Origin of the sequence: Methylobacterium sp. Leaf123, assembly GCF_001423405.1 — a bacterium.
Taxonomy (GTDB): Bacteria; Pseudomonadota; Alphaproteobacteria; order Rhizobiales; family Beijerinckiaceae; genus Methylobacterium.
The window spans coordinates 52,407-76,604 of the sequence record NZ_LMNS01000040.1; the positions used below are offsets into that span (position 1 = coordinate 52,407).

Annotated in this window: 20 protein-coding genes and 1 tRNA gene; 3 read left to right on the forward strand and 18 right to left on the reverse strand. The window is 66.8% G+C overall.

Annotated elements, in window-relative coordinates; genetic code table 11:
- Positions 1 to 63 precede the first annotated feature (63 nt).
- The 17 genes from mce to ASF53_RS24115 form a co-directional block, all read right to left on the reverse strand.
- Complete coding sequence (gene mce, locus ASF53_RS24035) at positions 64 to 468, reverse strand: methylmalonyl-CoA epimerase (protein WP_003598176.1); 405 nt, start codon at positions 466 to 468, stop codon at positions 64 to 66.
- A gap of 146 nt (positions 469 to 614) precedes the next feature.
- Positions 615 to 2,288 (reverse strand): ribonuclease J, encoded by a 1,674-nt coding sequence (locus ASF53_RS24040; protein WP_056205022.1) that lies wholly within the window; start codon positions 2,286 to 2,288, stop codon positions 615 to 617.
- A 19-nt stretch (positions 2,289 to 2,307) separates the two neighbouring features.
- Entirely contained in the window at positions 2,308 to 3,147 is an 840-nt protein-coding gene (locus ASF53_RS24045) for a biotin--[acetyl-CoA-carboxylase] ligase (RefSeq protein ID WP_056205031.1), read from the reverse strand.
- A gap of 19 nt (positions 3,148 to 3,166) precedes the next feature.
- Positions 3,167 to 4,606: an NADH-quinone oxidoreductase subunit NuoN gene (gene nuoN, locus ASF53_RS24050; protein ID WP_056205033.1), complete on the reverse strand. Its 1,440-nt coding sequence runs from the start codon at positions 4,604 to 4,606 to the stop codon at positions 3,167 to 3,169.
- Complete coding sequence (locus tag ASF53_RS24055; RefSeq protein ID WP_056205035.1) at positions 4,603 to 6,186, reverse strand: NADH-quinone oxidoreductase subunit M; 1,584 nt, start codon at positions 6,184 to 6,186, stop codon at positions 4,603 to 4,605. Before ASF53_RS24055 ends, nuoN begins: the two co-directional genes overlap by 4 nt.
- Positions 6,186 to 8,276, reverse strand: coding sequence for an NADH-quinone oxidoreductase subunit L (gene nuoL, locus ASF53_RS24060; RefSeq protein ID WP_056205038.1), 2,091 nt, complete (start codon positions 8,274 to 8,276; stop codon positions 6,186 to 6,188). The genes ASF53_RS24055 and nuoL overlap by 1 nt, the downstream gene beginning before the upstream one ends.
- Positions 8,277 to 8,334: 58 nt before the next feature.
- Positions 8,335 to 8,640, reverse strand: a complete 306-nt coding sequence (nuoK, locus tag ASF53_RS24065; RefSeq protein WP_003598182.1) for an NADH-quinone oxidoreductase subunit NuoK — start codon at positions 8,638 to 8,640, stop codon at positions 8,335 to 8,337.
- 5 nt (positions 8,641 to 8,645) lie between these two features.
- Positions 8,646 to 9,266, reverse strand: coding sequence for an NADH-quinone oxidoreductase subunit J (locus ASF53_RS24070; RefSeq protein ID WP_056205041.1), 621 nt, complete (start codon positions 9,264 to 9,266; stop codon positions 8,646 to 8,648).
- Between the two features lie 209 nt (positions 9,267 to 9,475).
- Positions 9,476 to 9,964 (reverse strand): NADH-quinone oxidoreductase subunit NuoI, encoded by a 489-nt coding sequence (gene nuoI, locus ASF53_RS24075; RefSeq protein WP_056205043.1) that lies wholly within the window; start codon positions 9,962 to 9,964, stop codon positions 9,476 to 9,478.
- 86 nt (positions 9,965 to 10,050) lie between these two features.
- Positions 10,051 to 11,073 carry an NADH-quinone oxidoreductase subunit NuoH gene (gene nuoH, locus ASF53_RS24080; protein ID WP_003598188.1) on the reverse strand — a complete coding sequence of 341 codons (1,023 nt, stop codon included), beginning with the start codon at positions 11,071 to 11,073 and terminating at the stop codon, positions 10,051 to 10,053.
- Positions 11,074 to 11,085: 12 nt separating this feature from the next.
- A complete protein-coding gene (gene nuoG / locus ASF53_RS24085; protein ID WP_056205046.1) occupies positions 11,086 to 13,152 on the reverse strand; it encodes an NADH-quinone oxidoreductase subunit NuoG in 2,067 nt (688 codons plus the stop codon).
- A 34-nt stretch (positions 13,153 to 13,186) separates the two neighbouring features.
- A complete protein-coding gene (gene nuoF, locus ASF53_RS24090) occupies positions 13,187 to 14,488 on the reverse strand; it encodes an NADH-quinone oxidoreductase subunit NuoF (protein ID WP_056205049.1) in 1,302 nt (433 codons plus the stop codon).
- Positions 14,489 to 14,498: 10 nt separating this feature from the next.
- Complete coding sequence (gene nuoE, locus ASF53_RS24095) at positions 14,499 to 15,731, reverse strand: NADH-quinone oxidoreductase subunit NuoE (RefSeq protein WP_056205057.1); 1,233 nt, start codon at positions 15,729 to 15,731, stop codon at positions 14,499 to 14,501.
- 18 nt (positions 15,732 to 15,749) lie between these two features.
- Positions 15,750 to 16,940, reverse strand: coding sequence for an NADH-quinone oxidoreductase subunit D (locus ASF53_RS24100; protein ID WP_015950019.1), 1,191 nt, complete (start codon positions 16,938 to 16,940; stop codon positions 15,750 to 15,752).
- Between the two features lie 11 nt (positions 16,941 to 16,951).
- On the reverse strand, positions 16,952 to 17,611 hold the full coding sequence (locus ASF53_RS24105; RefSeq protein WP_056205059.1) for an NADH-quinone oxidoreductase subunit C: 660 nt from the start codon (positions 17,609 to 17,611) through the stop codon (positions 16,952 to 16,954).
- An 11-nt stretch (positions 17,612 to 17,622) separates the two neighbouring features.
- Positions 17,623 to 18,210 carry a NuoB/complex I 20 kDa subunit family protein gene (locus tag ASF53_RS24110; RefSeq protein WP_003598199.1) on the reverse strand — a complete coding sequence of 196 codons (588 nt, stop codon included), beginning with the start codon at positions 18,208 to 18,210 and terminating at the stop codon, positions 17,623 to 17,625.
- A gap of 52 nt (positions 18,211 to 18,262) precedes the next feature.
- Positions 18,263 to 18,628: an NADH-quinone oxidoreductase subunit A gene (locus ASF53_RS24115; RefSeq protein WP_015821657.1), complete on the reverse strand. Its 366-nt coding sequence runs from the start codon at positions 18,626 to 18,628 to the stop codon at positions 18,263 to 18,265.
- Positions 18,629 to 19,158: 530 nt separating this feature from the next.
- Here ASF53_RS24115 and ASF53_RS24120 point away from each other — a divergent pair.
- Positions 19,159 to 19,235, forward strand: a tRNA-Asp gene (locus tag ASF53_RS24120).
- 211 nt (positions 19,236 to 19,446) lie between these two features.
- Complete coding sequence (locus ASF53_RS24125) at positions 19,447 to 19,935, forward strand: CAP domain-containing protein (RefSeq protein WP_056205063.1); 489 nt, start codon at positions 19,447 to 19,449, stop codon at positions 19,933 to 19,935.
- Between the two features lie 39 nt (positions 19,936 to 19,974).
- Here the strand turns inward: ASF53_RS24125 and ASF53_RS24130 are convergent, their stop codons facing one another.
- The gene (locus ASF53_RS24130) at positions 19,975 to 20,409 is read right to left on the reverse strand and encodes a pseudoazurin (RefSeq protein WP_056205066.1); all 435 of its coding nucleotides are present in this window, start codon (positions 20,407 to 20,409) and stop codon (positions 19,975 to 19,977) included.
- A 295-nt stretch (positions 20,410 to 20,704) separates the two neighbouring features.
- Here ASF53_RS24130 and carB point away from each other — a divergent pair, with 295 nt between their 5' ends.
- Positions 20,705 to 24,178, forward strand: a complete 3,474-nt coding sequence (gene carB / locus ASF53_RS24135) for a carbamoyl-phosphate synthase large subunit (protein ID WP_056205069.1) — start codon at positions 20,705 to 20,707, stop codon at positions 24,176 to 24,178.
- Positions 24,179 to 24,198 lie beyond the last annotated feature (20 nt).

A 24,198-nucleotide genomic window follows, 5' to 3' on the forward strand; every position in this document is an offset into this window, starting at 1 on the left:
AACGGCATGAAACGGCCGGGCCAATGCCCGACCGATCGATCGATGGGAACGGGCAACCGTCCCTCAGACCTGCTCCAGCTCCACCAGCGTCCCCAGGAAGTCCTTGGGGTGGAGGAAGATCACCGGCTTGCCGTGCGCACCGATCCGCGGCTCGCCGGTGCCGAGCACACGGGCGCCGGCCGCCTTCATCTGGTCGCGGGCAGCGATGATGTCCTCGACCTCGTAGCAGACATGGTGGATGCCGCCGGCCGGGTTCTTGTCGACGAAGCCCTGGATGGTCGAGTTCTCGCCCAGCGGCGACATCAGCTCGACCTTGCTGTTGGGCAGTTCCACGAACACCACCGTCACGCCGTGCTCCGGCTGCGGCAGCGGCTCGGTCACCTTGGCGCCGAGCGTATCGCGGTAGACCGCCGTCGCCGCGTCGAGATCCTTCACCGCGATGGCGACGTGATTGAGCCGTCCGATCATTGCTGCCTCCCTGTTGTCTCGAACATCACGCCCGGCCATCCTGAGCCCGGCGTGATGGATGCGATCCCGCGCGCCGCTCTCTCCGGAACAGTCGCGCTTGCTCACAATGCGCGCCCGCTCGCCGAGGCGAAGCGGGCGCGCCGCGATCACACCTCGACCACCTGCACGTGGCAGGCGGGCTTCTTGCCCCAGGCCTCGTTGACGGCCGAGCGCACGGCGCGATCGACCGCGTTCTCGACGGCCTCCGAATCCTTCATCTTGCCGCGCGACAGGCCGTTGAGGGTGCGGTTGACCGTATCGACCACGGTGTCGAGCAGCGGCTCGCCGCTCCGGCCGCGATTGGGCAGGCCCATGATGTCGACCGCCGGATCGCCGATCACCTCACCACGCTCGTCGATGGCGATGGCCACCGAGACGATGCCCGTCTGCGAGAGCTTGCGCCGCTCAGGGATCGCCCGGTCCTTGGAATCGATGAGGACGTTGCCATCCTTGTAGAGCCGCCCGGCGCGGACATGCTCGACCACCTCCGGCTTGCCCGGCGCGAGGCGGACCACCGCGCCGTTGCGGGCCTTCACCACTGACTCGACGCCCTGCGAACGGGCAAAGCGCGCATGCTCGTCGAGATGCAAAGCCTCGCCGTGCACCGGAACCACGGCCTTCGGCCGCGCCCAGGAATACATCGTCACCATCTCCTCGCGGCGGGGATGGCCGGAGACGTGGACGAGTTCGGTGCGGTCGGTGATGACCTCGATGCCGTCCTCGATCAGGTCGTTGATGATGGAGCCGACATCGCGCTCATTGCCGGGAATGGCGCGCGACGAGAAGATCACCCGGTCGCCGGCCGTGAGCGAGATCGCCGGATGGTCGTGGCGCGAGACCCGCGACATCGCCGCCCGCGGCTCACCCTGCGAACCGGTGAGCAGGCAGACCACCTTGTCGCGCGGGATGTGGGAGTAGGACTCGGCCGAGAGGAAGTCCGGCAGTCCGTCGAGGTAACCGCATTCGCGGGCGACATCGATCACCCGGTCCATGGCGCGGCCGACGGCGATCACCTGACGCCCGCAGGCCTGCGCCGCTTCCGCCACGGCACGGATGCGCGCGACGTTGGAGGCGAAGGTCGTCACCGCCACGCGGTGGGGCGCATTCTCGATCAGCTTGTGCAGGGTCGCGGAGACCTCGGACTCGCTCGGCGAGCGGCCCTCGCGCAGCACGTTGGTGGAGTCACAGATGAGGGCGAGGATGCCCTCGTCGCCAAGCGCCGTGAACGCCTCTGGGGAGGTCGAGTCGCCGGCCACCGGGGTGTCGTCGAGCTTCCAGTCGCCGGTATGGAGCACGAGGCCGTGCTCGGTGCGGATCGCCACCGCGTTCGATTCCGGGATCGAGTGCGCCACCGGCACGAACTCGATCTCGAACGGCCCGACGGTCACGCGCCGGCCCGGCTTGATCTCGCGGAGATCCACCTTCGGCGCGCCGGGCTCGGAGAGGCGGCGGGTCTCGAGCAGGTTCTTGGCGAACCGCGTAGCGTAGACCGGCGCCTTGATGCGCGGCCACAGCTCGGAGATCGCGCCGATATGGTCCTCGTGCGCGTGGGTGATGAAGATCGCGAGAAGGTCCTTCTTGCGCTCCTCGATGAAGGTGAGATCGGGGAACATCAGGTCGATGCCGGGCAATCCCTCCTCGCCGGCAAAGCCCATTCCGCAATCGACCATGATCCATTTGCGCTGCTTCTCGGGTCCGATCCCGTAGAGGCCCGCATTCATGCCGATCTCGCCCACGCCGCCGAGCGGCACGAAGACGAGTTCGTCCTGCCGTGTCGTCATCTTGTTCGTCTATCCAGTCTCAGGCCGCCGTCGCGGCACTTCCGAAATGCACCTCGCCCGCCGTCACGGTTCGTCGGGTTCCGTCCGGGGCGAGGATCACGAGCCGCCCCCCCTCGTCGATCGTTTCAAAGATGCCCGTCAGCGTAGCCTCGGCCATGCGAACCGACACGGGGGCGCCTACCCCCGCCGCGCGCTCCAGCCACCGCCGCCGGATATTCGAGAATCCGCGCCCCTTGTTCCAGATCCGGACGGCTTCGACAAACCGTTCCGACAGGAATTCGAGCAGCATCGGCGCATCCGCCGCGGAAAAAGCGCTCAGCGCCGCCGCCGGATAGGGCAAACCGTCCGGCGCGGCCGCGACGTTGACGCCGAAACCCACCACCACCGCCCGCCGCCCGCCGGGGAGCGTCTCGGCTTCCAACAGGATGCCGGCGAGCTTTTTGCCCTCGGCGAGGACGTCGTTGGGCCATTTCAGATGGATGGTGGCCGAGGCCGGAGCAAGACCGTGCGGCAGCGGCGCACCCTCAGGCTCCGCGTGCGGGGATTGGGCTGGCCTGCACGCATCGCGTAAGGCGTCCACCAGTGCCACGCCGGCCACGAAGCCCAGCGTCGCGACCATGTCCGGCGCCACACCGGCTACCGGCATCAGCAGGCTCGCGGCGAGGTTGCCCTCCGGCGAGGTCCAGGCGTTGCCGCGTCGGCCGCGGCCCGCCTCCTGGCGATGGGTCGCGACCCAGAGCGGGCCGGTCTCGCCGCCATGGGCGAGGCGCATGGCCTCGCTGTTGGTCGAGTCGAGCCGGTCGTGGCTGTGGAGCCGGTGTCCCTCGGACCGGGCCGCCGGACTCAGCCGGAACTGCATCCGCCTCAGAACAGCAACCTCAGAACAGCGATTTGGCAGCGTCGCCGGCTGCCGAGACCAGCGGGGCCGGGATGAGGAAGAACAGCACCACGACCGCGCTCGACACGCCGAGCACGATGGCCGAGCCCGGCGGGATCCGCTCGTAGGGCGCCTTGGGCTCGTCGAAGTACATCACCTTGACGAGGCGCAGGTAGTAAAAGGCACCGACGACCGAGGTCACCACGCCGACGACGGCGAGCGTCACGAGGCCGGCCTTGATGGCGGCGGCGAAGACGTAGAACTTGGCGAAGAACCCGGCGAGCGGCGGAATGCCGGCGAGCGAGAACATCATCGCGGCCAGGCAGAAGGCCAGCCACGGATGGGTGCGCGAGAGGCCCGAGAGATCGTCGATCGTCTCGAACATCTGATCCTTGCGGCGCATGGAGAGCAGCACCGCGAAGGCCCCGAGCGTCATCGCGAGGTAGATGATCATGTAGATCACCACGCCGCGGATGCCCTCCTCCGAGCCGGCCGCGAGGCCGATCAGGGCGTAGCCGACATTGCCGATGGAGGAATAGGCCATCAGGCGCTTGATGTTGCGCTGGCCGATCGCGGCGAACGAGCCGAGCGCCATCGAGGCGATCGAAATGAACACGATGATCTGCTGCCAGACCGCCGTGACGTCGGGGAAGGCGCCGATGAAGACGCGCACCGTCATCGCCATGGCGGCGATCTTCGGCGCGGAGCCGAAGAAGGCGGTGACCGGCGTCGGCGAGCCCTCGTAGACGTCCGGCGTCCACATATGGAACGGCACGGCCGCGAGCTTGAAGGCGACGCCGGCGGCCACGAACACGATGCCGAGCACGATGCCGAAGCTCGACGGGCCGTCGAGCGCCGTGACGATGCCGGGGAAGGAGACGGTGCCCGTGAAGCCGTAGACCAGCGAGGCGCCGTAGAGCAGCATGCCCGAGGAGAGCGCGCCGAGCACGAAGTACTTCAGGCCGGCTTCCGTGGACTTCACGTCGTCGCGGTGGAAGGCGGCGATGACGTAGGCCGCAAGCGATTGCAGCTCCAGCCCGAGATAGAGCGAGATGAGGTCGTTGGCCGAGGCCATGACCAGCATGCCGATGGTGCAGAGCACGATCAGGATCGGGTACTCGAACCGGTCGATGCGCTCGCGCTGGAAATAGTCGCGAGACAGCAGGATGGTCGCCGCCGAGCCGATCAGGATCAGCGCCTTCATGATCCGTGCGAAGGGATCGGCGATGAAGGCGCCGTTCAACGTCGTCACGCTGCCCGTCTGGGAGACGACGAGGAAGAAGGTGAAGATCAGCAGGATCAGCGCGCCGACATTGACGCCCTCGGACGAGCGCTCGCCGCGCCACGCCCCGTAGAGGACGAGCAGCAGAGCGCCGACGCTCAGGACGATCTCCGGCAGGACCGGCGTGATCGCCGGCAGGACGGACTGGATCGGGGTCATCGCGCGGCGGCCTCGACGGTTTTCTGGGACTCGAGGGCGGCCGTCTTCTCCGCGGCGGCGGATTTCGCGGCCTTGGCGGCGGCCTCGGCGGTCTGCGTGTTGGCAAGCGCCCCGCGCATGTTCTGCACCAGCGCCTCGGTGGACGGCGCGAAGGTGTCGAGCACGGGCGCCGGGTGGACGCCGTACCAGATCGTCAGCGCGACGAGCGGCGCGATGATGATCTTCTCACGGGTGTCGAGGTCGAGGATGCCCTGGAGGTTGGGCTTGTCGAGCTTCCCGTAGATCACCCGGGCGTAGAGCCACAGCGCGTAGCCCGCCGAGAGGATGATGCCGAACACCGAGAAGAAGGCGACCGTCGGATTGGCCTTGAAGGCCCCCATCATCGCCAGGAACTCGCCGACGAAGCCCGACGTGCCGGGAAGGCCGACATTGGCCATGGTGAAGACCATCATCGCGGCGGCGTAGAGCGGCATCCGCTTCACGAGGCCGCCATAGGCCGCGATTTCGCGGGTGTGCATCCGGTCGTAGACGACGCCGACGCAGAGGAAGAGCGCCCCCGAGACGATGCCGTGCGAGATCATCAGGAACAGCGCGCCCTGGATGCCCTGCTCATTCAGGGTGAACAGGCCGAGCGTCACGAAGCCCATATGCGCCACCGATGAGTAGGCGATCAGCTTCTTGATGTCGGTCTGCATCATCGCGGTGAGCGAGGTGAAGATGATCGCGATCACCGAGAGCGCGAAGACCAGCGGCGCGAACTCCGTGGAGGCGTCCGGCAGCATCGGCAGTGATATCCGGATGAAGCCGTAGCCGCCCATCTTCAGCAGGATACCCGCCAGGATCACCGAGCCCGCGGTCGGCGCCTCGACGTGGGCGTCGGGGAGCCAGGTATGGACCGGCCACATCGGCATCTTCACCGCGAAGGAGGCGAAGAAGGCGAGCCAGAGCCAGGTCTGCATGTGCACGGGGAAGCGGTGCGCCAGCAGCGTCGGGATGTCGGTGGTGCAAGCCTCCCAGTACATCGCCATGATGGCGAGCAGCATCAGCACCGAGCCGAGCAGGGTGTAGAGGAAGAACTTGAAGCTGGCGTAGATGCGCCGCTTGCCGCCCCAGATGCCGATGATGAGGAACATCGGGATCAGGCCTGCCTCGAAGAACAGGTAGAACAGGACGAGATCGAGGGCGCAGAACACGCCGATCATCGTCGTCTCAAGGACGAGGAAGGCGACGAAGTACTCCTTCACCCGGTTCTCGACCGAGAGCCACGACGCCCCGATGCAGAACGGCATCAGGAAGGTGGTCAGCAGGATCAGCGGCATCGAGAAGCCGTCGACGCCGAGCTTGAACCGGATCGTTTCGGCGAGCCAGGCATGGCTCTCGATGAGCTGGAAGCTCGGGGAGGCGATGTCGTAACGGGCCCAGGCGGCCAGCGAGAGCAGGAAGGTGACGATCGTCGTGATCAGCGCCGCCCAGCGGGCGTTGCGCTTCACGGCCGCCGTCTCCTCACCCAGCGTCAGGATGAAGGCGGCGCCCGCAAGCGGGACGATCAGAAGCCCGGAGAGTATGCCGAGGCCGAGCATCAATGGGTCCCCCCAGGCACGCCGGAGACGAGGTACCACGTGATCAGGCCGGCGACCCCGACGAGCATCACGAAGGCGTAGTGGTAGACGTAGCCGGTCTGGAAGCGGACCACGCCGCGGGTGATGTCGACCACCCGAGCCGAGATGCCGTCGGGGCCGAGGCCGTCGATGACGCGCCCGTCACCCTCCTTCCAGAGGAACAGGCCGAAGTTCTTGGCCGGCCGCACGAAGATCCGGTCGTAGATCTCGTCGAAGTACCACTTGTTGAGCAGGAAGCGGTACAGGATCGGCTGCGACTCCGCGAGGCGATGCGGCAGATCGGGCCGGCGCAGATACATCCAGAAGGCCAGCAGGAAGCCGAGCACCAGCATCACGAAGGGCGAGGCGGCGACCCAGCCCGGCGCGTCGTGGATCTTGTGCATGATGTCGTTGCCGGACCCGTGCGGGAGCGCGTTGCCCCAGAACTTGTCCATGTCGTGCCCGATGAAGCGCTCCTTGAAGATCAGGCCGGCGAACAGCGCACCGAAAGCCAGGATCGCCAGAGGGATCGTCATCACGAGCGGGCTCTCGTGCGGCGTGTGGGCATGGTCGTCGTGGTGCTCGATCGCGCTGTGCGAAGCGGGCTCGACGTCGTGGCCTTGATCGTCGTGGGCGACGCCCTCGTGGTGTCCCGGCGCGCCGTCCGCCGCGTGCGCCGTAGCGGCGTGGGCATGGTCGTCGTGACCATGGGCGCCATTCGCCACCCAGCGCTGTGGTCCCTCGAAGGTGAGGAAGAACAGGCGCCAGGAGTAGAACGAGGTCATCAGCGCGGCGATCACGGTGGCGAGGAACGCCAGCACGTGGCCGGGGCGGTCCGACATGTAGGCCGCCTCGATGATCGCATCCTTCGAGTAGTAGCCTGAGGTGAAAGGGAAGCCGATCAGCGCGATGGTGCCGATCGTCATCATCGCCGTGGTGAAGGGGATGTAGCGGCGTAGCCCCCCCATGTTCCGCATGTCCTGCTCGTGGTGCATCGCGTGGATGACCGAGCCGGCACCGAGGAACAGCAGCGCCTTGAAGAAGGCGTGGGTGAAGAGGTGGAACACGCCCGTGGCGTAGGCGCCGACGCCGAGGCCGACGAACATGTAGCCGAGTTGCGAGCAGGTCGAGTAGGCGATGACCCGCTTGATGTCGTTCTGCACGAGGCCGACGGTCGCCGCGAAGAAGGCGGTGATGCCGCCGATGACCGTGACGACGGTGAGCGCGGTCGGGGCCAGCTCGAACAGCGGCGACAGGCGCGCGACCATGAACACGCCGGCCGTCACCATGGTGGCGGCGTGGATCAGCGCGGAGACCGGGGTCGGGCCCTCCATCGCGTCGGGGAGCCAAGTGTGCAGCAGGAACTGCGCCGACTTGCCCATCGCGCCCATGAACAGGAGCAGGCAGGCCAGCGTCAGAGCGTGCCAGTCATGGCCGAGGAAGTGGAAACTCGCGTCCTTCAGCTCCGGGGCCTTGGCGAAGATCGCGTCGAAGCCGACCGAGCCGGTCAGGACGAAGACGAGGAAGATGCCGAGCGAGAAGCCGAAATCGCCGACGCGGTTGACGATGAAGGCTTTCATCGCCGCGGCGTTGGCCGAGGGCTTCTCGTACCAGAAGCTGATCAGGAGGTAGGAGGCGAGGCCGACGCCCTCCCAGCCGAAGAACATCTGCACGAGGTTGTCGGCCGTCACCAGCATCAGCATGGCGAAGGTGAACAGCGACAGGTAGGCGAAGAAGCGCGGCCGGTGCGGATCCTCGTGCATGTAGCCGATGGAGTAGAGGTGCACGAGGGTCGAGACCGAGGTCACGACCACCAGCATCACCGCGGTCAGCGTATCGACCTTGAAGGCCCAATCGACCACGAGGTCACCGGCGCTGAACCACTGGACGACCTGCTCGGTCTTCGCCTGCCCGTCGCCGGTGACGAGGAAGAACGCCCCCCAAGAGAGCAGCGCCGCGAAGGCGAGGCAGCCCGTCGTCACGAGCTCGCTCATCCGCGCTCCGATGAACCGGCCGAACAGGCCGGCGATCAAGGCGCCAATGAGCGGGAAAAAGACGATCGCGTGATACATGGGTCGGTCGTGCCTCGCAGCAGGCGGACGAAGGGTCGGGGCTCTCTCGGAGGGAGCGTCAGCCCTTCATCATGCTCACGTCCTCGACGGCGATGGAGCCGCGGTTGCGGAAGAACACCACCAGGATCGCGAGGCCGATCGCAGCCTCGGCCGCGGCGACCGTCAGCACGAACAGGGCGAAGACCTGTCCGGTGATGTCGTTGAGGTGGGTCGAGAAGGCGACGAGGTTGATGTTCACGGCGAGCAGGATCAGCTCGACCGACATCAGGATGACGATGACGTTCTTGCGGTTGATGAAGATGCCGAGCACGCCGAGCGTGAACAGGATCGCGGCAACCGTCAGGTAGTGGCTCAATCCGATCATCGGCCTCAGACCTCCACGCCCTGCCGCGAGGGCACCTTGATGGTATCGACCGCCATGCCCTGCGTGCGGGCGTTCTGCACGGTGATGTTCTGGCGTTTCACGCCGGTGCGCTCGCGCAGGGTGAGCACGATGGCCCCGATCATCGCCACCAGCAGGATCAGGCCGGCGATCTGGAAGGCGTAGACGTAGTCCGTGTAGAGCACCCGGCCCAACGCCTCGGTGTTGGTGGCGGTCTCACCGTGGGCGGCACGGCCGAGCGGCGCCTGAACGAGGCCCGGATCGATGGTCCAGGTGCCGACGACGAGGACCAGCTCGATCAGGAAGATCGCGCCGATCAACCCACCGATCGGCAGGTAGCGCTGGAAGCCCTGGCGGAGGGCGGCGAAGTCCACGTCGAGCATCATCACGACGAAGAGGAACAGCACCGCGACGGCGCCGACATAGACGACGACGAGGATCATCGCCAGGAATTCGGCGCCCATCAGCACGAACAGCCCGGCGGCGTTCACGAAGGCGAGGATCAGGAACAACACCGAGGTGACGGGGTTCCTGGCAGCGATCACCATGAAGCCCGAGGCCACGGCGAAGCCCGCGAAGAGATAGAAGAAGGCGGCGGCTGCGGTCATGCGATTTTCAGCATCGGCCGCCCAAGCGAGCGGCTCCCTTCTGCCTCGGTGGACCCTCGGCCGCAGGCGGCGGCCCGTCTAGCGCATCGAGAGCGAGGCGCTAGGTTCCTGTTTCCGCATCGTCCTTTTCCGAAGGCCGGAAGCCGCCGTTCGGGACGATGCTCTATAGAACTGGGCTGTGCGGCGCACAACCGATGTCGGCGGCCGAACTAGCGGTAAGGCGCGTCGACCGCGATGTTGCGGGCGATCTCGCGTTCCCAGCGATCGCCGTTCTCGAGGAGCTTCTGCTTGTCGTAGAGCAGCTCCTCACGGGTCTCGACCGAGAACTCGAAGTTCGGCCCCTCGACGATGGCATCCACCGGGCAGGCTTCCTGGCACATGCCGCAATAGATGCACTTCACCATGTCGATGTCGTAGCGCGTGGTGCGCCGCGTGCCGTCGTTGCGGCGCGGCCCCGCCTCGATGGTGATGGCCTGGGCCGGGCAGATCGCCTCGCAGAGCTTGCAGGCGATGCAGCGCTCTTCGCCGTTGGGATAACGGCGCAGGGCGTGCTCACCGCGGAAACGCGGCCCGCGATGGCCCATCTCGAAGGGGTAATTGATCGTAGCCTTCGGCTTGAAGAAGTATTTCATGGCGAGGAAGAACCCCGACACGAACTCCTTCAGGAGGAGGCTTCTGGCGACCTGATCGAGCTTCACGGCGCGATCTCCGATTCGTTGGAAGCCTTGCCGCGCGAAGGTATGACCCGCTCGCGTGACGGAAAGGCGACCTCACAAGGGATGGCTCAGGCGCCCGGCGCGAGTCCGGTGAGCTTGAGGACGAAGGCGACGACGATGACCGAGATCAGCGAGAGCGGGAGGAAGACCTTCCAGCCGAGCCGCATGAGCTGGTCATAGCGGTAGCGGGGTACCATGGCTTTCACCATGGCGATCATGAAGAACAGGAAGCTGGCCTTCAGCGTGAACCAGATCACGCCGGGCACCCAGGTGAAGGGCACGAACGGGATCGGCGAGAGCCAGCCGCCGAGGAACAGGACCGTGCCGAGCGCGCACATGGTCATGATCGCCACGTACTCGCCGAGCATGAACAGCAGGTACGGGGTGGAGGAATACTCGACCATGTAACCCGCCACGAGCTCCGACTCGGCCTCAGGCAGATCGAAGGGCGGGCGGTTGGTCTCGGCCAAAGCCGAGACGAAGAACACGCCGAACATCGGGAACAGCCAGAGCCAGTACCAGCCGAACAGGCCGAGCGCCGTGTCCTGCGCCATCACGATGCGCGAGAGGTTGAGCGAGCCGGCGCAGAGCAGCACGCAGATGATGACGAAGCCGAGCGAGACTTCGTAGGAGATCATCTGCGCGGCCGAGCGGAGCGCGCCGAGGAAGGCGTATTTCGAGTTCGAGGCCCAGCCGCCCATGATGACGCCGTAGACGCCGAGCGACGAGATCGCGAAAATGTAGGTGATGCCGACATTGATGTCGGCGATCGCCCAGCCGTCGGCGAGCGGGATCACCGCCCAGGACGCCAGCGCCAGCATCGCGAAGACCAGCGGCGCCAGCAGGAAGATCGCCTTGTTGGCGCCCGCCGGGATCACCGGCTCCTTCAGAACGAACTTGAGCAAGTCGGCAAAGGACTGGAACAGACCCCAGGGCCCGACCACGTTCGGGCCGCGGCGCAACTGCACCGCCGCCCAAATCTTGCGGTCGGCCAGCAGCGCGTAGGCGATGAAGACGAGGAGCGCGGCGAGGAGCACGAAGCTCTTCAACGCGATCAGCAGGACGGTGCCGAGCACTTCCCAGAAGGTCATCGGTGGCGTCCCCTATTCCGCCGCTTCGAGGGCACGGCCTCGGGCGAGGCCGGAACACTCGGCGAGCACCCGCGAGGCGCGGGCGATCGGGTTGGTGAGGTAGAAATCGGCGACCGGCGAAGAGAAAGTCGCCTTCTCCGTCGCGGCCGGAAGCGCGGCAAGCCGATCGAGCGTTGCAGCCGCATCAGAGGGCTCGACCTGCCCGACCGCCGCGAGATGCGGATGGGCGGCATACATCGCCTTGCGCAACGCGGCGAGCGAATCGTAGGGCAGGCGCTTGCCGAGCACGTCGGAGAGCGCGCGCAGGATCGCCCAATCCTCGCGGGCGTCGCCCGGCGGGAAGCCCGCGCGGTTGGCCATCTGCACCCGGCCCTCGAGGTTGACGTAGGTCGCGCTCTTCTCGGTATAGGCCGCGCCCGGCAGGATCACGTCGGCGCGGCTCGCGCCGGCATCGCCGTGGGTGCCCTGGTAGATCACGAAGGCGCCCGGCCCGATCACCCGCTCGTCGGCGCCGAGATTGAACACGACGTCCAGCGCACCCGGCTCCAGCATCTGCGAGAAGCGCAAGCCCCCCTCCCCCGGTACGAAGCCGAGATCGAGCGCGCCGACGCGGGCGGCCGCCGTGTTGAGCACGCCGAAGCCGTTCCAGCCATCGGTCACCGCGCCGACGGCCTTGGCCAGCGCTGCGGCGGCGGCGAGCGAACCGAGCCCGCCCTCGCCGACGATGACGAGCGGACGCTGGGCTTGTCTCAGCACGTCGAGGAAGCTGTGCTCGCCCTTGGCGATGGAGTCGAGCGTGTCGTTGCCCGCGCCGAGATAGGTGTAGGGGTAGGTCAGGTCCGGCTGCTCGTCGAGGATCAGGCCGATCGAGACCGGCGCCATGCGCCAGCGCTTGCGGATGCGCACGTTGAGCAGCGACGCCTCGGTGCGCGGGTTGGCGCCGACGATCAGGATCGCATCCGCCTGCTCGATGCCGGGGATGGTCGCGCCGAGGGTGTAGGCGGCCCGGCCCCAGGCCGGATCGATCGCCTCGCCGGTCTGGCGCGCGTCGAGGTTCGTGACGCCGAGCGAGCCCATCAGCGCCTTGAGGGCGAAGATCTCCTCGGCACCGGCGAGGTCGCCGACGAGCGCGCCGACGCGCTTGGGATCGGCGCCCTTCACCTTGGCGGCGATCGCTGAGAACGCCTCACCCCAGGAGGCGGGGCGCAGACGGCCGTTCTCGCGCAGGAAGGGACGGTCGAGGCGCTGAAGCCGCAGACCATCGACAACATGGCGCGTCTTGTCGGAGATCCACTCCTCGTTGATCTCCTCGCTGATGCGCGGCTCGATCTGCATGACCTCGCGGCCGCGGGCATCGATGCGGATCGCCGAGCCGACCGCGTCCATCACATCGACGGACTCGGTCTTGTGCAGCTCCCACGGGCGCACATTGTAGCTCTGCGGCTTGTGCACCAGCGCGCCGACGGGGCAGAGATCGGCGACGTTGCCCTGAAGCTCCGAGCCCATCGCCTCTTCGAGGTAGCTCGTGATCTCCATATCCTCGCCGCGGCCGATTGCGCCGAGATCCGGCACGCCGGCCACTTCCGCCAGAAAGCGGACGCAGCGGGTGCAGTGGATGCAGCGGTTCATCGCCGTGCGCACCAGCGGGCCGATATACTTCTCCTCGACCGCCCGCTTGTTCTCACTGTAGCGGGTCGAGTCGACGCCGTAGGCCATCGCCTGATCCTGCAGGTCGCAATGGCCGCCCTGGTCGCAGATCGGGCAATCGAGCGGGTGGTTGATGAGGAGGAACTCCATCACCCCCTCACGCGCCTTCTTCGTGGTCCCTGAGCGCGTCAGAACCTCCGGCGGCTCGCCGTTCGGCCCCGGTCGGCAATCCTTCACCGCGTAGGCGCAGGAGGCCACGGGCTTGGGGGCGCCCTTTAGCTCGACCAGGCACATGCGGCAATTGCCGGCGATCGACAGCCGCTCGTGGAAGCAGAAGCGCGGGATCTCCGCGCCCGCGATCTCGCAGGCCTGCAGCAGGGTGTAGTCGGCCGGAACATCGACCTCGGTGCCGTCGATGAGGATTTTGGTCATCGGGTCATCTCGAAGGTGAGCATCGGGGCGGCACTCACTCCGCCGCCATCGGCACCGCATCCATGTGCGGGTTGGCGCTGTACTGGTCGATCCGCTTCTCGATCTCGGGCCGGAAGTGCCGGATCAGGCCCTGGATCGGCCATGCCGCGGCATCGCCCAGCGCGCAGATCGTGTGGCCCTCGACCTGCTTGGTGACTTCCAAGAGCATGTCGATCTCGCGCTTCTGCGCCCGGCCGGCAGCCATGCGGGTCAGCACGCGCCACATCCAGCCGGTGCCCTCGCGGCAGGGCGTGCACTGGCCGCAGCTCTCGTGCTTGTAGAAGTAGGAGATGCGGGCGATCGCGCCGACAATGTCGGTCGATTTGTCGAGCACGATCACCGCCGCCGTACCGAGGCCGGAGCCCAGGTTGCGCAGGGTGTCGAAGTCCATCTTGGCGTCGATGATCTGCTCGGCCGGCACCAGCGGCACCGAGGAGCCGCCGGGGATCGAGCAGAGCAGGTTGTCCCAGCCACCGCGCATACCGCCGCAATGCTTGTCGATCAGCTCGCGGAAGGTGATGCCGAGTTCTTCCTCGACGTTGCAGGGCTTGTTGACGTGGCCCGACACGCAGAACAGCTTGGTGCCGGTGTTGTTCTTGCCGCCGAGCCCCGCGAACCACGCGCCGCCGCGGCGTAGGATCGTGCCGGCCACCGCGATCGACTCGACGTTGTTGACCGTCGTGGGGCACCCATAGAGGCCCATATTGGCCGGGAAGGGCGGCTTCAGCCGCGGCATCCCCTTCTTGCCCTCAAGGCTCTCGATGAGCGCCGTCTCCTCGCCGCAGATATACGCACCGGCGCCGTGGTGGACGTAGATGTCGAACGGGTAGTCGTGGACGTTCGAGGGACCGACGAGGCGCGCCTCGTAAGCCTCGTCCACTGCGCGCTGTAGCGCGAACTTCTCCGCCACGTACTCGCCGCGGATGTAGATGTAGCAGGCATGCGCGCCCATGGCGAAGGAGGCCAGCAGGCAGCCCTCGATCAGGAGATGCGGATCGTGCCGCATGATCTCCCGGTCCTTGCAGGTGCCCGGCTCCGATTCGTCGGCGTTGACGACGAGGTAGTGCGGGCGCCCGTCGGATTTCTTGGGCATGAACGACCATTTGAGGCCGGTCGGGAAGCCGGCGCCGCCGCGGCCGCGCAGGCCGGAGCCCTTCATCTCGTCGATGATCCAGTCGCGGCCCATGTCGAGGAGGAACTTGGTTCCGTCCCACGCGCCGCGCTTCTTCGCGGCGTCCAGCCCCGGCGAGTGAAGGCCGTAGAGATTGGTGAAGATGCGATCCTGATCGGCGAGCATGATCCGCTCCTCAGCCCCTGCTGCCGGCGAGATCGGACGCCTGTCCGACCCAATTCTCCCGGTCGATCCGTCCCGGGAGGGCGAGGTAGGCGCTCACCCAAGCGACTTCCTTCGGCGACCAGGCGGCGACCTGATCGTAGTGCCAGACGCCGAGATCGTTGAGACGGCGCCCGTTGATCGGGCCGATGCCCTTGATCTTGGTCAGGTCGTCCGGACGGTCGTCGCGCGGGGCATCGAGCCCCTTCGGCCGGGTGCCCGCAGCGTCGGCACGCGCCTCGGGGCTCTCGCCCTCGGGCACGTCGTCACCGGCACCAACCGTCGCCGGATGCTGCGGCGGCTCGGTGCGCAGGACTTTGTCTTCCACGACGGCCGGATCCTGGGCGGGCGGCGCCTTCGCGTCACGGGCCTGCGCCTCGTCCTCCGACTTCACCGGGGTCTGACCCGCGCTCGCCCGCTCGGCGGGCGCATCGACGGCGTTCGACTCGTTGGCGCGCCCGGCCGAGGGACGGGCCGGCTTGGTCTCGTCCTTGACGCGGGCTTCGGTCGAGGCGGCCTCGTCCTTCTTCACGCCCTCGTCGCCGGCGCCTTCGGTTTGCTCGAAGCGCTTGCGCCAGGCACCGACGCGGGAGCCGTCGAACAGGCTCTCGTCGGTTAGGGTGTTGACCGCATCCTTGGGCTCTGAGGACACCCGGCCGATCTGCGAGCCGACCTTCACGGGGCGGCCGGCGGCGAGGTCGTCCATGAGCTTGTTTAGGCTCTCGGGCGTCAGGTCCTCGTAATAGTCCTGATTGATCTGGACCATCGGCGCGTTGCAGCATGCGCCGAGGCATTCCACTTCGAGCCAAGAGAAGTTGCCGTCCGGCGAGACGTGGCCGGCGGGGCCGAGGCGCTCATGGAGCGCGGCCTTCAGCTCCTTCGCTCCGCAGCAATCGCACGGCACGGTGCCGCAGAGCTGGATCCAGAACCGGCCGACCGGCTCCAGGGCGAACATCGTGTAGAAGGTCGCGACTTCCAGCACGCGGATATGCGGCATGCCGAGTTCGTCGGCGACGGCCTCGATCGCCTTCTGCGGCAGCCAGCCGCCATTCTGCTCCTGCGCCTTCCACAGGAGCGGGATGACGGCCGAAGCCTGCCGGCCCTCCGGGTATTTTGCGATCTGGCCGCGCGCCCAGTCCGCGTTCTCAGGCGTGAACGCGAAATCCTGGGGCTGCTCGGCGGCGGGGGCTAGCCTGCGATTGGCCATGACGTTCGACCCGTCTCCTCAGCGGTCCACTTCGCCGAACACGATGTCGAGCGTGCCGAGCACGCAAGACACGTCGGCGAGCAGGTGGCCGCGGCACATCCAATCCATCGCTTGAAGATGGGCGAAGCCCGGAGCGCGGATCTTGCAGCGGTAGGGTTTGTTGGTGCCATCCGAGACGAGGTAGACGCCGAACTCGCCCTTGGGCGCTTCGACCGCAGCGTAGACCTCGCCCTCGGGCACGTGGAAGCCCTCGGTATAGAGCTTGAAGTGGTGGATGAGCGCTTCCATCGAGCGCTTCATCTCCCGGCGCGGCGGGGGCGCGAACTTGCCGTCGATCGAGGCGATCGGGCCCTGGCCGGCGGGCTCACGCAGCTTGGTCACGCATTGCCGCATGATCTTCACGGATTCCCGCATCTCTTCCATGCGGATCACCTGGCGATCGTAGGTATCGCCGTTCTTCCCCACGGGGATGTCGAACTCCATCTCCTCGTAGAGTTCGTAGGGCTGCGACTTGCGCAGATCCCACGGGATGCCCGAGCCGCGCACCATGACGCCGGAGAAGCCCCAGGCCATCGCCTCGTCCACCGAAACGATGCCGATGTCGACGTTGCGTTGCTTGAAGATGCGGTTGGCCATGACGAGGTTGTCGAGGTCGTCGACCACCTTCAGGAACGGATCGCAGAACGCCTCGATGTCGTCGATCAGCGCGGGCGGCAGATCCTGATGCACGCCGCCGGGCCGGAAGTAGTTGGCGTGGAGCCGAGCGCCGGATGCGCGCTCGTAGAAGATCATCAGCTTCTCACGCTCCTCGAAGCCCCACAGGGGCGGCGTCAGCGCGCCGACGTCCATCGCCTGCGTGGTGACGTTGAGGAGGTGGGAGAGCAGCCGCCCGATCTCGCAGAACAGCGTGCGGATGAGCTGGGCGCGGCGCGGCACCTCGATGCCGGCGAGCCGCTCGATCGCGAGGCAGAAGGCGTGCTCCTGATTCATCGGCGCGACGTAGTCGAGCCGGTCGAAATAGGGCGTCGCCTGGAGGTAGGTCTTGTGCTCGATCAGCTTCTCGGTGCCCCGGTGCAGGAGCCCGATATGCGGATCGACGCGCTCGACCACCTCGCCATCGAGTTCGAGCACGAGGCGCAGCACGCCGTGCGCCGCCGGGTGCTGCGGCCCGAAATTGATCGAGAAGTTGCGGATGTTGTGTTCGGTCATCGCCGCAGCCTTCAGCTCGACGTCTTCTCGTCGCCTGGCAGCACGTAGTCCGTGCCCTCCCACGGCGACAGGAAGTCGAAGTTGCGGAACTCCTGGGTCAGCTTGACCGGCTCGTAGACCACCCGGGCCTCGTCCTGGTCGTAGCGGACCTCGACGAAGCCGGTCAGCGGGAAGTCCTTGCGCAGCGGATGGCCCTCGAAACCGTAATCGGTGAGCAGCCGGCGCAGATCGGGATGGCCCGAGAACAGGATGCCGTAGAGGTCGTAGGTCTCGCGCTCGTACCAGTTGGCTGCCGGGAAGACCGGGATCGCGGAGGGTACCGGGGTCGCGGCGTCGGTCTGCACCTTCACGCGGACCCGCATGTTATGGCGCAAGGAGAGCAGGTGGTAGACGACGTCGAAACGGCGCGCCCGCTGCGGGTAATCGACGCCGCAGATGTCGATGAAGCAGCGGAAGGCGCAAGCCGGCTCGTCGCGCAGGTAGGTCAGCGCGTAGACGATGTCGCTGCCCTGGACGACGAGCGTCAGCTCGCCATGGGTGATGGCCCATTCGGTGACCGCCGGGCCGAGCGCGCCGGCGATCCGCTCGCCCATGGCCCGCAGGGCGTCCTCGCCCTGAGCGGCCGCGACGGTGCGGCGGAGTGTGATGCCGTTGGTGGTGATCGCCTCCATCGCGCCCTCCCTCACCGCTCGATCGTGCCGATGCGGCGGATCTTCCGCTGCAGCAGCAGGACGCCGTAGAGCAGGGCCTCGGCGCTCGGCGGGCAGCCCGGCACGTAGATATCCACCGGCACCACGCGGTCGCAGCCGCGCACCACCGAGTAGGAGTAGTGATAGTAGCCGCCGCCGTTGGCGCAGGAGCCCATGGAGATGACGTAGCGCGGCTCCGGCATCTGGTCGTAGACCTTGCGGAGCGCGGGGGCCATCTTGTTGGTCAGCGTGCCGGCGACGATCATCACGTCGGATTGCCGCGGCGACCCGCGCGGGGCGAAGCCGAAGCGCTCGCAATCGTAGCGCGGCATCGACATCTGCATCATCTCGACCGCGCAGCAGGCGAGGCCGAAGGTCATCCACATCAGCGAGCCGGTGCGGGCCCAGTTGATGAGCTCGTCGGCGCTGGTGACGAGGAAGCCGCGATCCGCCAACTCGTCGTTGATCGACAGGAAGGTCGGATCGTTCGCGCCGATCGGACGCCCGGTCGCGGGATCGATGATCCCTTTGGGCGCCGGCGCGATGTCGGGCGCCCGGGAGAAGGTCGGAGTCAGGGCCATCTCTGCCTCTGAGCGAGAGCGGGAGGGAAACGACGCGGGCAGGACCGCGCCACTAATCCCATTCGAGGGCGCCCTTGCGCCACTCGTAGACGAAGCCGACGGTGAGAACGCCGAGGAAGATCATCATCGACCAGAAGCCGAACCAGCCGAGTTCCCCGAAGGTGATCGCCCAGGGGAACAGGAAGGCGACCTCGAGGTCGAAGATGATGAACAGGATCGCCACGAGATAGAAGCGCACGTCGAACTTCATGCGCGCGTCATCGAAGGCGTTGAAACCACATTCGTAGGCCGAGAGCTTCTCCGGATCGGGGCTCGAATAGGCCACGATGAAGGGCGCAATCAGCAGCGCCGCCGCGATGAACAGCGACACGCCAAGGAAGATGATGAGCGGCAGGTAGTCCGCCAATAGGCCGGTCATGCCGCACCTCTCATGTGGTTGCGCGTGAGGATCATGAACGACGGCCCTCGCGACGGCTTCCGGCCCGTGGAATCCCCCGGATGGAATTCCTCCAATGCCAGACTGAGCGCGGGCGAGGCTTAGACGAGCCCCCCCGGCGAAACAAGGGCATTGCGCGTCGCACAATCACCTCTTTGGCTGACAGATGGGGGTATCCGTGCACCGGACCACGGGACGGATCGGCGCATGCCCCGCACGGTTGAGCATCGCCGTTTCATCCCCGTCGTATCATCGAGCGCCCACTTTGGCATTTGGCATACCAGAGCCCTGGGTCGCAAGCCGGTGCGGTGGCGGCCAGGAAGTCTCGACCCAGAGCTTCAACGGCAGCGGCGGTGCGACGCGCCTGTTCTCCTTCGGTGTTTCGAGCGGCGTTTCCGAGAACCGTCGTTTGACCGTCGCATTTCCTCAATCAGCTGCTTGACAGTCCGGGGCGCCCCACATAAACCCCGCCTCGTCGCCGACACGAGCCCAGCCGGCCGGCGACGCAGAACGCGGGCGTAGCTCAGTTGGTTAGAGTGCCGGCCTGTCACGCCGGAGGTCGCGGGTTCGAGCCCCGTCGCCCGCGCCATGTCACCGATGTCGATCCGACCGGGACATGAGAATTCCACCCCCCTCAGACAATCAGTCGTAATCATTGCTCGATCTGCGTGCCTCGCCTGGCGTAGCTGATGCGCCACAAGCCGCGCGCTTTGGCGAGTGCGAGCCGTGGGCGCCCCGGTTTTGCCGCAACGGCCAGGGAAGCGGGCGCATCCGACTCACGCTGCAGCCCCCACCGTTCGATGCCGAATCTGCGCCTGTCCGCTGCCGCGGCTCTCATCACCCTGACATTGGCCGGCTGCGGGGGATCACCCGTTCTCGATGCGGGCGTGCCGGCCGTGCCGGTGATTCTCGACGAACAGGCTGCCGCCGCCGCGATCTCCCGTTACAGGGCGCAGCACGGGCTGAGCTCCGTCGTCATCGATTCCCGCCTGATCTCCGCGGCCTCGTTCCAGGCACAGGCCAATGCGCGGGCCGGGCGGCTCAGCCACGAGATCGCCGGAAGCTTCGACAGCCGCATGGCGGGCGCCGGTTTCGGCAGGCGCTACGCCTCGGAGAACCTGAGCGCCGGCTCCGAGACCTTCGATCAAGTGCTCGCCCGCTGGAAGGCCTCGCCCGAGCACAACCGCAACATGCTGATGCCGCAGCTCCGGCGCGTCGGCATCGCCCGGTTCGACGCTCCGGCAACGCGCTACAAGCGCTTCTGGGCGCTGGTGATGGCGGGCGACTGAGGCGAAGCGGCCCGGACGCGGCCGGGCCGCCGGTCACCTTTACTGAATCTGCGCGAAGAGCGGATCCAGGCGCTTCTGCGTCAGCTTGCTGTGCTGGACGCTCTTGGCGGCTTCCAGGTTGTCGCGCTTGTCGCCGACCACCACGAGGGCGACCATCCCCATCATGTAGTGCGGCGCGCATTTGAAGCCGTAGACGCCCTCCTTGTCGAACTTGACCACGGCTTCCTGACCCACGGTCGTCTTGACGTATTCGGCGCCGTCCGGGGCCATGCCCTTGATCGTCTCGACGTTGTGCCCCTTGTCGGTCGGCAGGAACTTGATGCTGTCGCCGGGCTTCAGCCGCACGAGTGCAGGATCGAACACCATCATCCCGCCCGGCCCGCTGTTGAGCATCTTGACCGACACCTCGTCGGCCGCCGCCGGCAGGGCGATGGCGAGCGCAGCCGCCGCGATCAGGGCTCTGAAGATCATCATTCGTTTCCTCGTAATGACTCTTGATATAATCGACGATCGATATCGACGAATGCGTAATATCGAGTCTTTCTCCGAGCATCAAATCGGTCATTATTTAATAAATCGAATTATTACATTTTGAGATACGGATCGCGAGAAGCGGCGCGGGGCCGAACGCGGCGGGCCTTTCAAACCTGCGCGGCTGCGTGTAAACGCGGGGCTTGACGATCATCCCAGCGCCTGCGCCCCCTTGGCGCCGCCTTCGAAACGGCGGTGCGCGAGGGCGAGCGCGCGCGAACTCGCTTCAAGGCGCTCAATGCCGAAACGCACCGACATCTCCTCCATTCTCATCATCGGTGCGGGCCCCATCATCATCGGGCAGGCCTGCGAATTCGATTATTCCGGCACCCAGGCCTGCAAGGCCCTGCGGGAAGAGGGCTACCGGATCGTTCTGGTGAACTCGAACCCGGCGACGATCATGACCGACCCGGACATGGCCGACGCCACCTATGTCGAGCCGATCACCCCGGAGATCGTCGCCAAGATCATCGAGAAGGAGCGGCCCGACGCGCTGCTGCCCACCATGGGCGGACAGACGGCGCTCAACTGCGCGCTCTCGCTGAAGCGCATGGGCGTGCTGGAAAAGTTCGGCGTGCAGATGATCGGCGCGACCGCGGAGGCCATCGACAAGGCGGAGGACCGCAACCTCTTCCGCGACGCGATGACCAAGATCGGCCTGGAGACCCCGAAATCGGCGCTCGCCAACGCCTCGGCCGCCAAGAAGGCCGACCGCGACCGCTATCTCGCCGAGAAGGCGCGCATCGAGGCGGCACAGTCGGATCCGGCCGTCCGCGCGGCGGCGCTCGCCGAATTCGATCGGCAATGGAGCGGCGGCGAGGGCGACCGGCGGCGGCGCTACATCGAGCACGCGCTGGGTCAGGCGCTGATCGCGCTCGCCGAAGTCGGCCTGCCGGCGATCATCCGCCCCTCCTTCACCATGGGCGGCACCGGTGGCGGCATCGCCTACAACCGGGAGGAATTCCTCGAGATCGTCGAGCGCGGCATCGATGCCTCGCCGACCAACGAGGTGCTGATCGAGGAAAGCGTGCTCGGCTGGAAGGAGTACGAGATGGAGGTCGTCCGCGATAAGGCGGATAACTGCATCATCGTCTGCTCCATCGAGAACCTCGATCCGATGGGCGTCCATACCGGCGACTCGATCACCGTCGCCCCGGCGCTGACGCTCACCGACAAAGAATATCAGGTGATGCGCGACGCCTCGCTCGCGGTTCTGCGCGAGATCGGCGTCGAGACCGGCGGCTCGAACGTCCAGTTCGCGATCGACCCGAAGACGGGCCGGATGATCGTGATCGAGATGAACCCGCGCGTGTCGCGCTCCTCGGCGCTGGCCTCGAAGGCCACCGGCTTCCCGATCGCCAAGGTCGCGGCCAAGCTCGCCGTCGGCTACACACTCGACGAGATCGCCAACGACATCACCGGCGGCGCGACCCCGGCCTCGTTCGAGCCGACGATCGACTACGTCGTCACCAAGATCCCGCGCTTCGCCTTTGAAAAATTCCCCGGCGCCGAGCCAACGCTGACCACCGCGATGAAGTCGGTGGGCGAGGCCATGGCGATCGGCCGCTGCTTCGCGGAATCCCTGCAGAAGGCCCTGCGCTCGCTGGAGACGGGGCTGACCGGCCTCGACGAGATCGAGATCGAGGGGCTCGGCAAGGGCGACGACCACAACGCGATCAAGGCCGCGCTCGGCACGCCGACGCCGGACCGGCTTCTCAAGGTCGCGCAGGCGATGCGGCTCGGGATCAGCCACGAGGAGATCTACGCCTCCTGCGCGATCGATCCGTGGTTCCTCGAACAGCTCCAGGCCATCGTCGATCTGGAGAACCGGGTAAAGGCGCATGGCCTGCCCAAGACCCCGGGCGCCTTCCGCCAGCTCAAGGCGGCCGGCTTCTCCGATGCGCGGCTGGCCGTGCTGACCGACACCGACGAGGGCGCCGTGCGCGCCGCCCGCCGGGGCCTCGGCGTGCGCCCGGTCTTCAAGCGGATCGACACCTGCGCCGCCGAGTTCAAGGCGCCGACCGCCTACATGTACTCGACCTATGTCGCCCCCTTCGCCGGCCAAACCGCGGACGAGGCGTACCCGTCGGACAAGAAGAAGGTCATCATCCTCGGCGGCGGCCCGAACCGGATCGGCCAGGGCATCGAGTTCGACTATTGCTGCTGCCACGCCTGCTTCGCGCTGACGGAAGCCGGCTACGAGACCATCATGGTCAACTGCAACCCGGAGACGGTCTCGACCGACTACGACACCTCCGATCGGCTCTATTTCGAGCCGCTCACCGAAGAGGATGTCCTGGAGATCGTCGAGACCGAGCGGCAGGCGGGCACGCTGCACGGCGTGATCGTGCAGTTCGGCGGCCAGACCCCGCTCAAGCTCGCTCGCGCCCTCGAGGCCGCCGGCGTGCCGATCCTCGGTACCTCGCCCGACGCCATCGACCTCGCCGAGGACCGCGACCAGTTCAAGCGCCTGCTGGACAAGCTCGGCCTCAAGCAGCCCAAGAACGGCATCGCCTACTCGGTGGAGCAGAGCCGGCTCGTCGCGGCCGAACTCGGCCTGCCCTTCGTGGTGCGCCCGAGCTACGTGCTCGGCGGGCGGGCCATGGCGATTATCCATGACGAGGCGCAGTTCGCCGAGTACCTGCTCGGCACGCTGCCGAGCCTGATCCCCTCCGACATCAAGTCGCGCTACCCCAACGACAAGACGGGGCAGATCAACACGGTGCTGGGCAAGAACCCGCTGCTGTTCGACCGCTACCTGTCGGATGCGACCGAGGTCGATGTCGATGCGGTCTGCGACGGGCAGACGGTGTTCATCGCCGGCATCATGGAGCACATCGAGGAAGCGGGCATCCACTCGGGGGACAGCGCCTGCTCGCTGCCGCCGCGCACGCTTTCGCCCGAGATCCTCGCCGAGTTGGAGCGGCAGACGAAGGCGATGGCGCTGGCCCTCAAGGTCGGCGGCCTGATGAACGTGCAATACGCGATCAAGGACGGCACGATCTACGTGCTGGAGGTGAACCCGCGTGCCTCGCGCACGGTGCCCTTCGTCGCCAAGGTGATCGGCGAGCCGATCGCCAAGATCGCCGCGCGGATCATGGCCGGCGAGCCCCTCGACGCCTTCGGCCTCAAGCCGAAGCGGCTCGACCATATCGCGGTGAAGGAGGCGGTGTTCCCCTTCGCCCGCTTCCCCGGCGTCGATGTGCTGCTCGGACCGGAGATGCGCTCGACCGGCGAGGTGATCGGGCTGGATGCCGGGTTCGGCGTGGCCTTCGCCAAGAGCCAGCTCGGTTCGGGCACGGCGGTGCCGCGCACCGGCACGGTGTTCGTCTCCGTGCGCGACGACGACAAGCCCCGCGTGCTGCCGGCGATCCGGCAGCTCGCCGGCCTCGGCTTCACCATCCTGGCGACCGGCGGCACGCAGCGCTACCTCGCGGACGAGGGCATCCCGACCCAGCGCATCAACAAGGTGCTGGAGGGCCGTCCCCACATCGTCGACTCGATCAAGAACGGCGATATCGCACTGGTCATCAACACGACCGAGGGTGCCGGTGCGCTGTCCGACTCACGCTCCCTGAGGCGGGCGGCCCTCTTGCATAAAGTGCCGTACTACACCACTCTCGCCGGCGCGATGGCGGCGGCCGAGGGGATCAAGGCCTACCTTGAAGGCGATCTTCAGGTTCGCGCCTTGCAGGAATACTTCGCGGCCTAAATAGACGTTCGTGTGCCGGG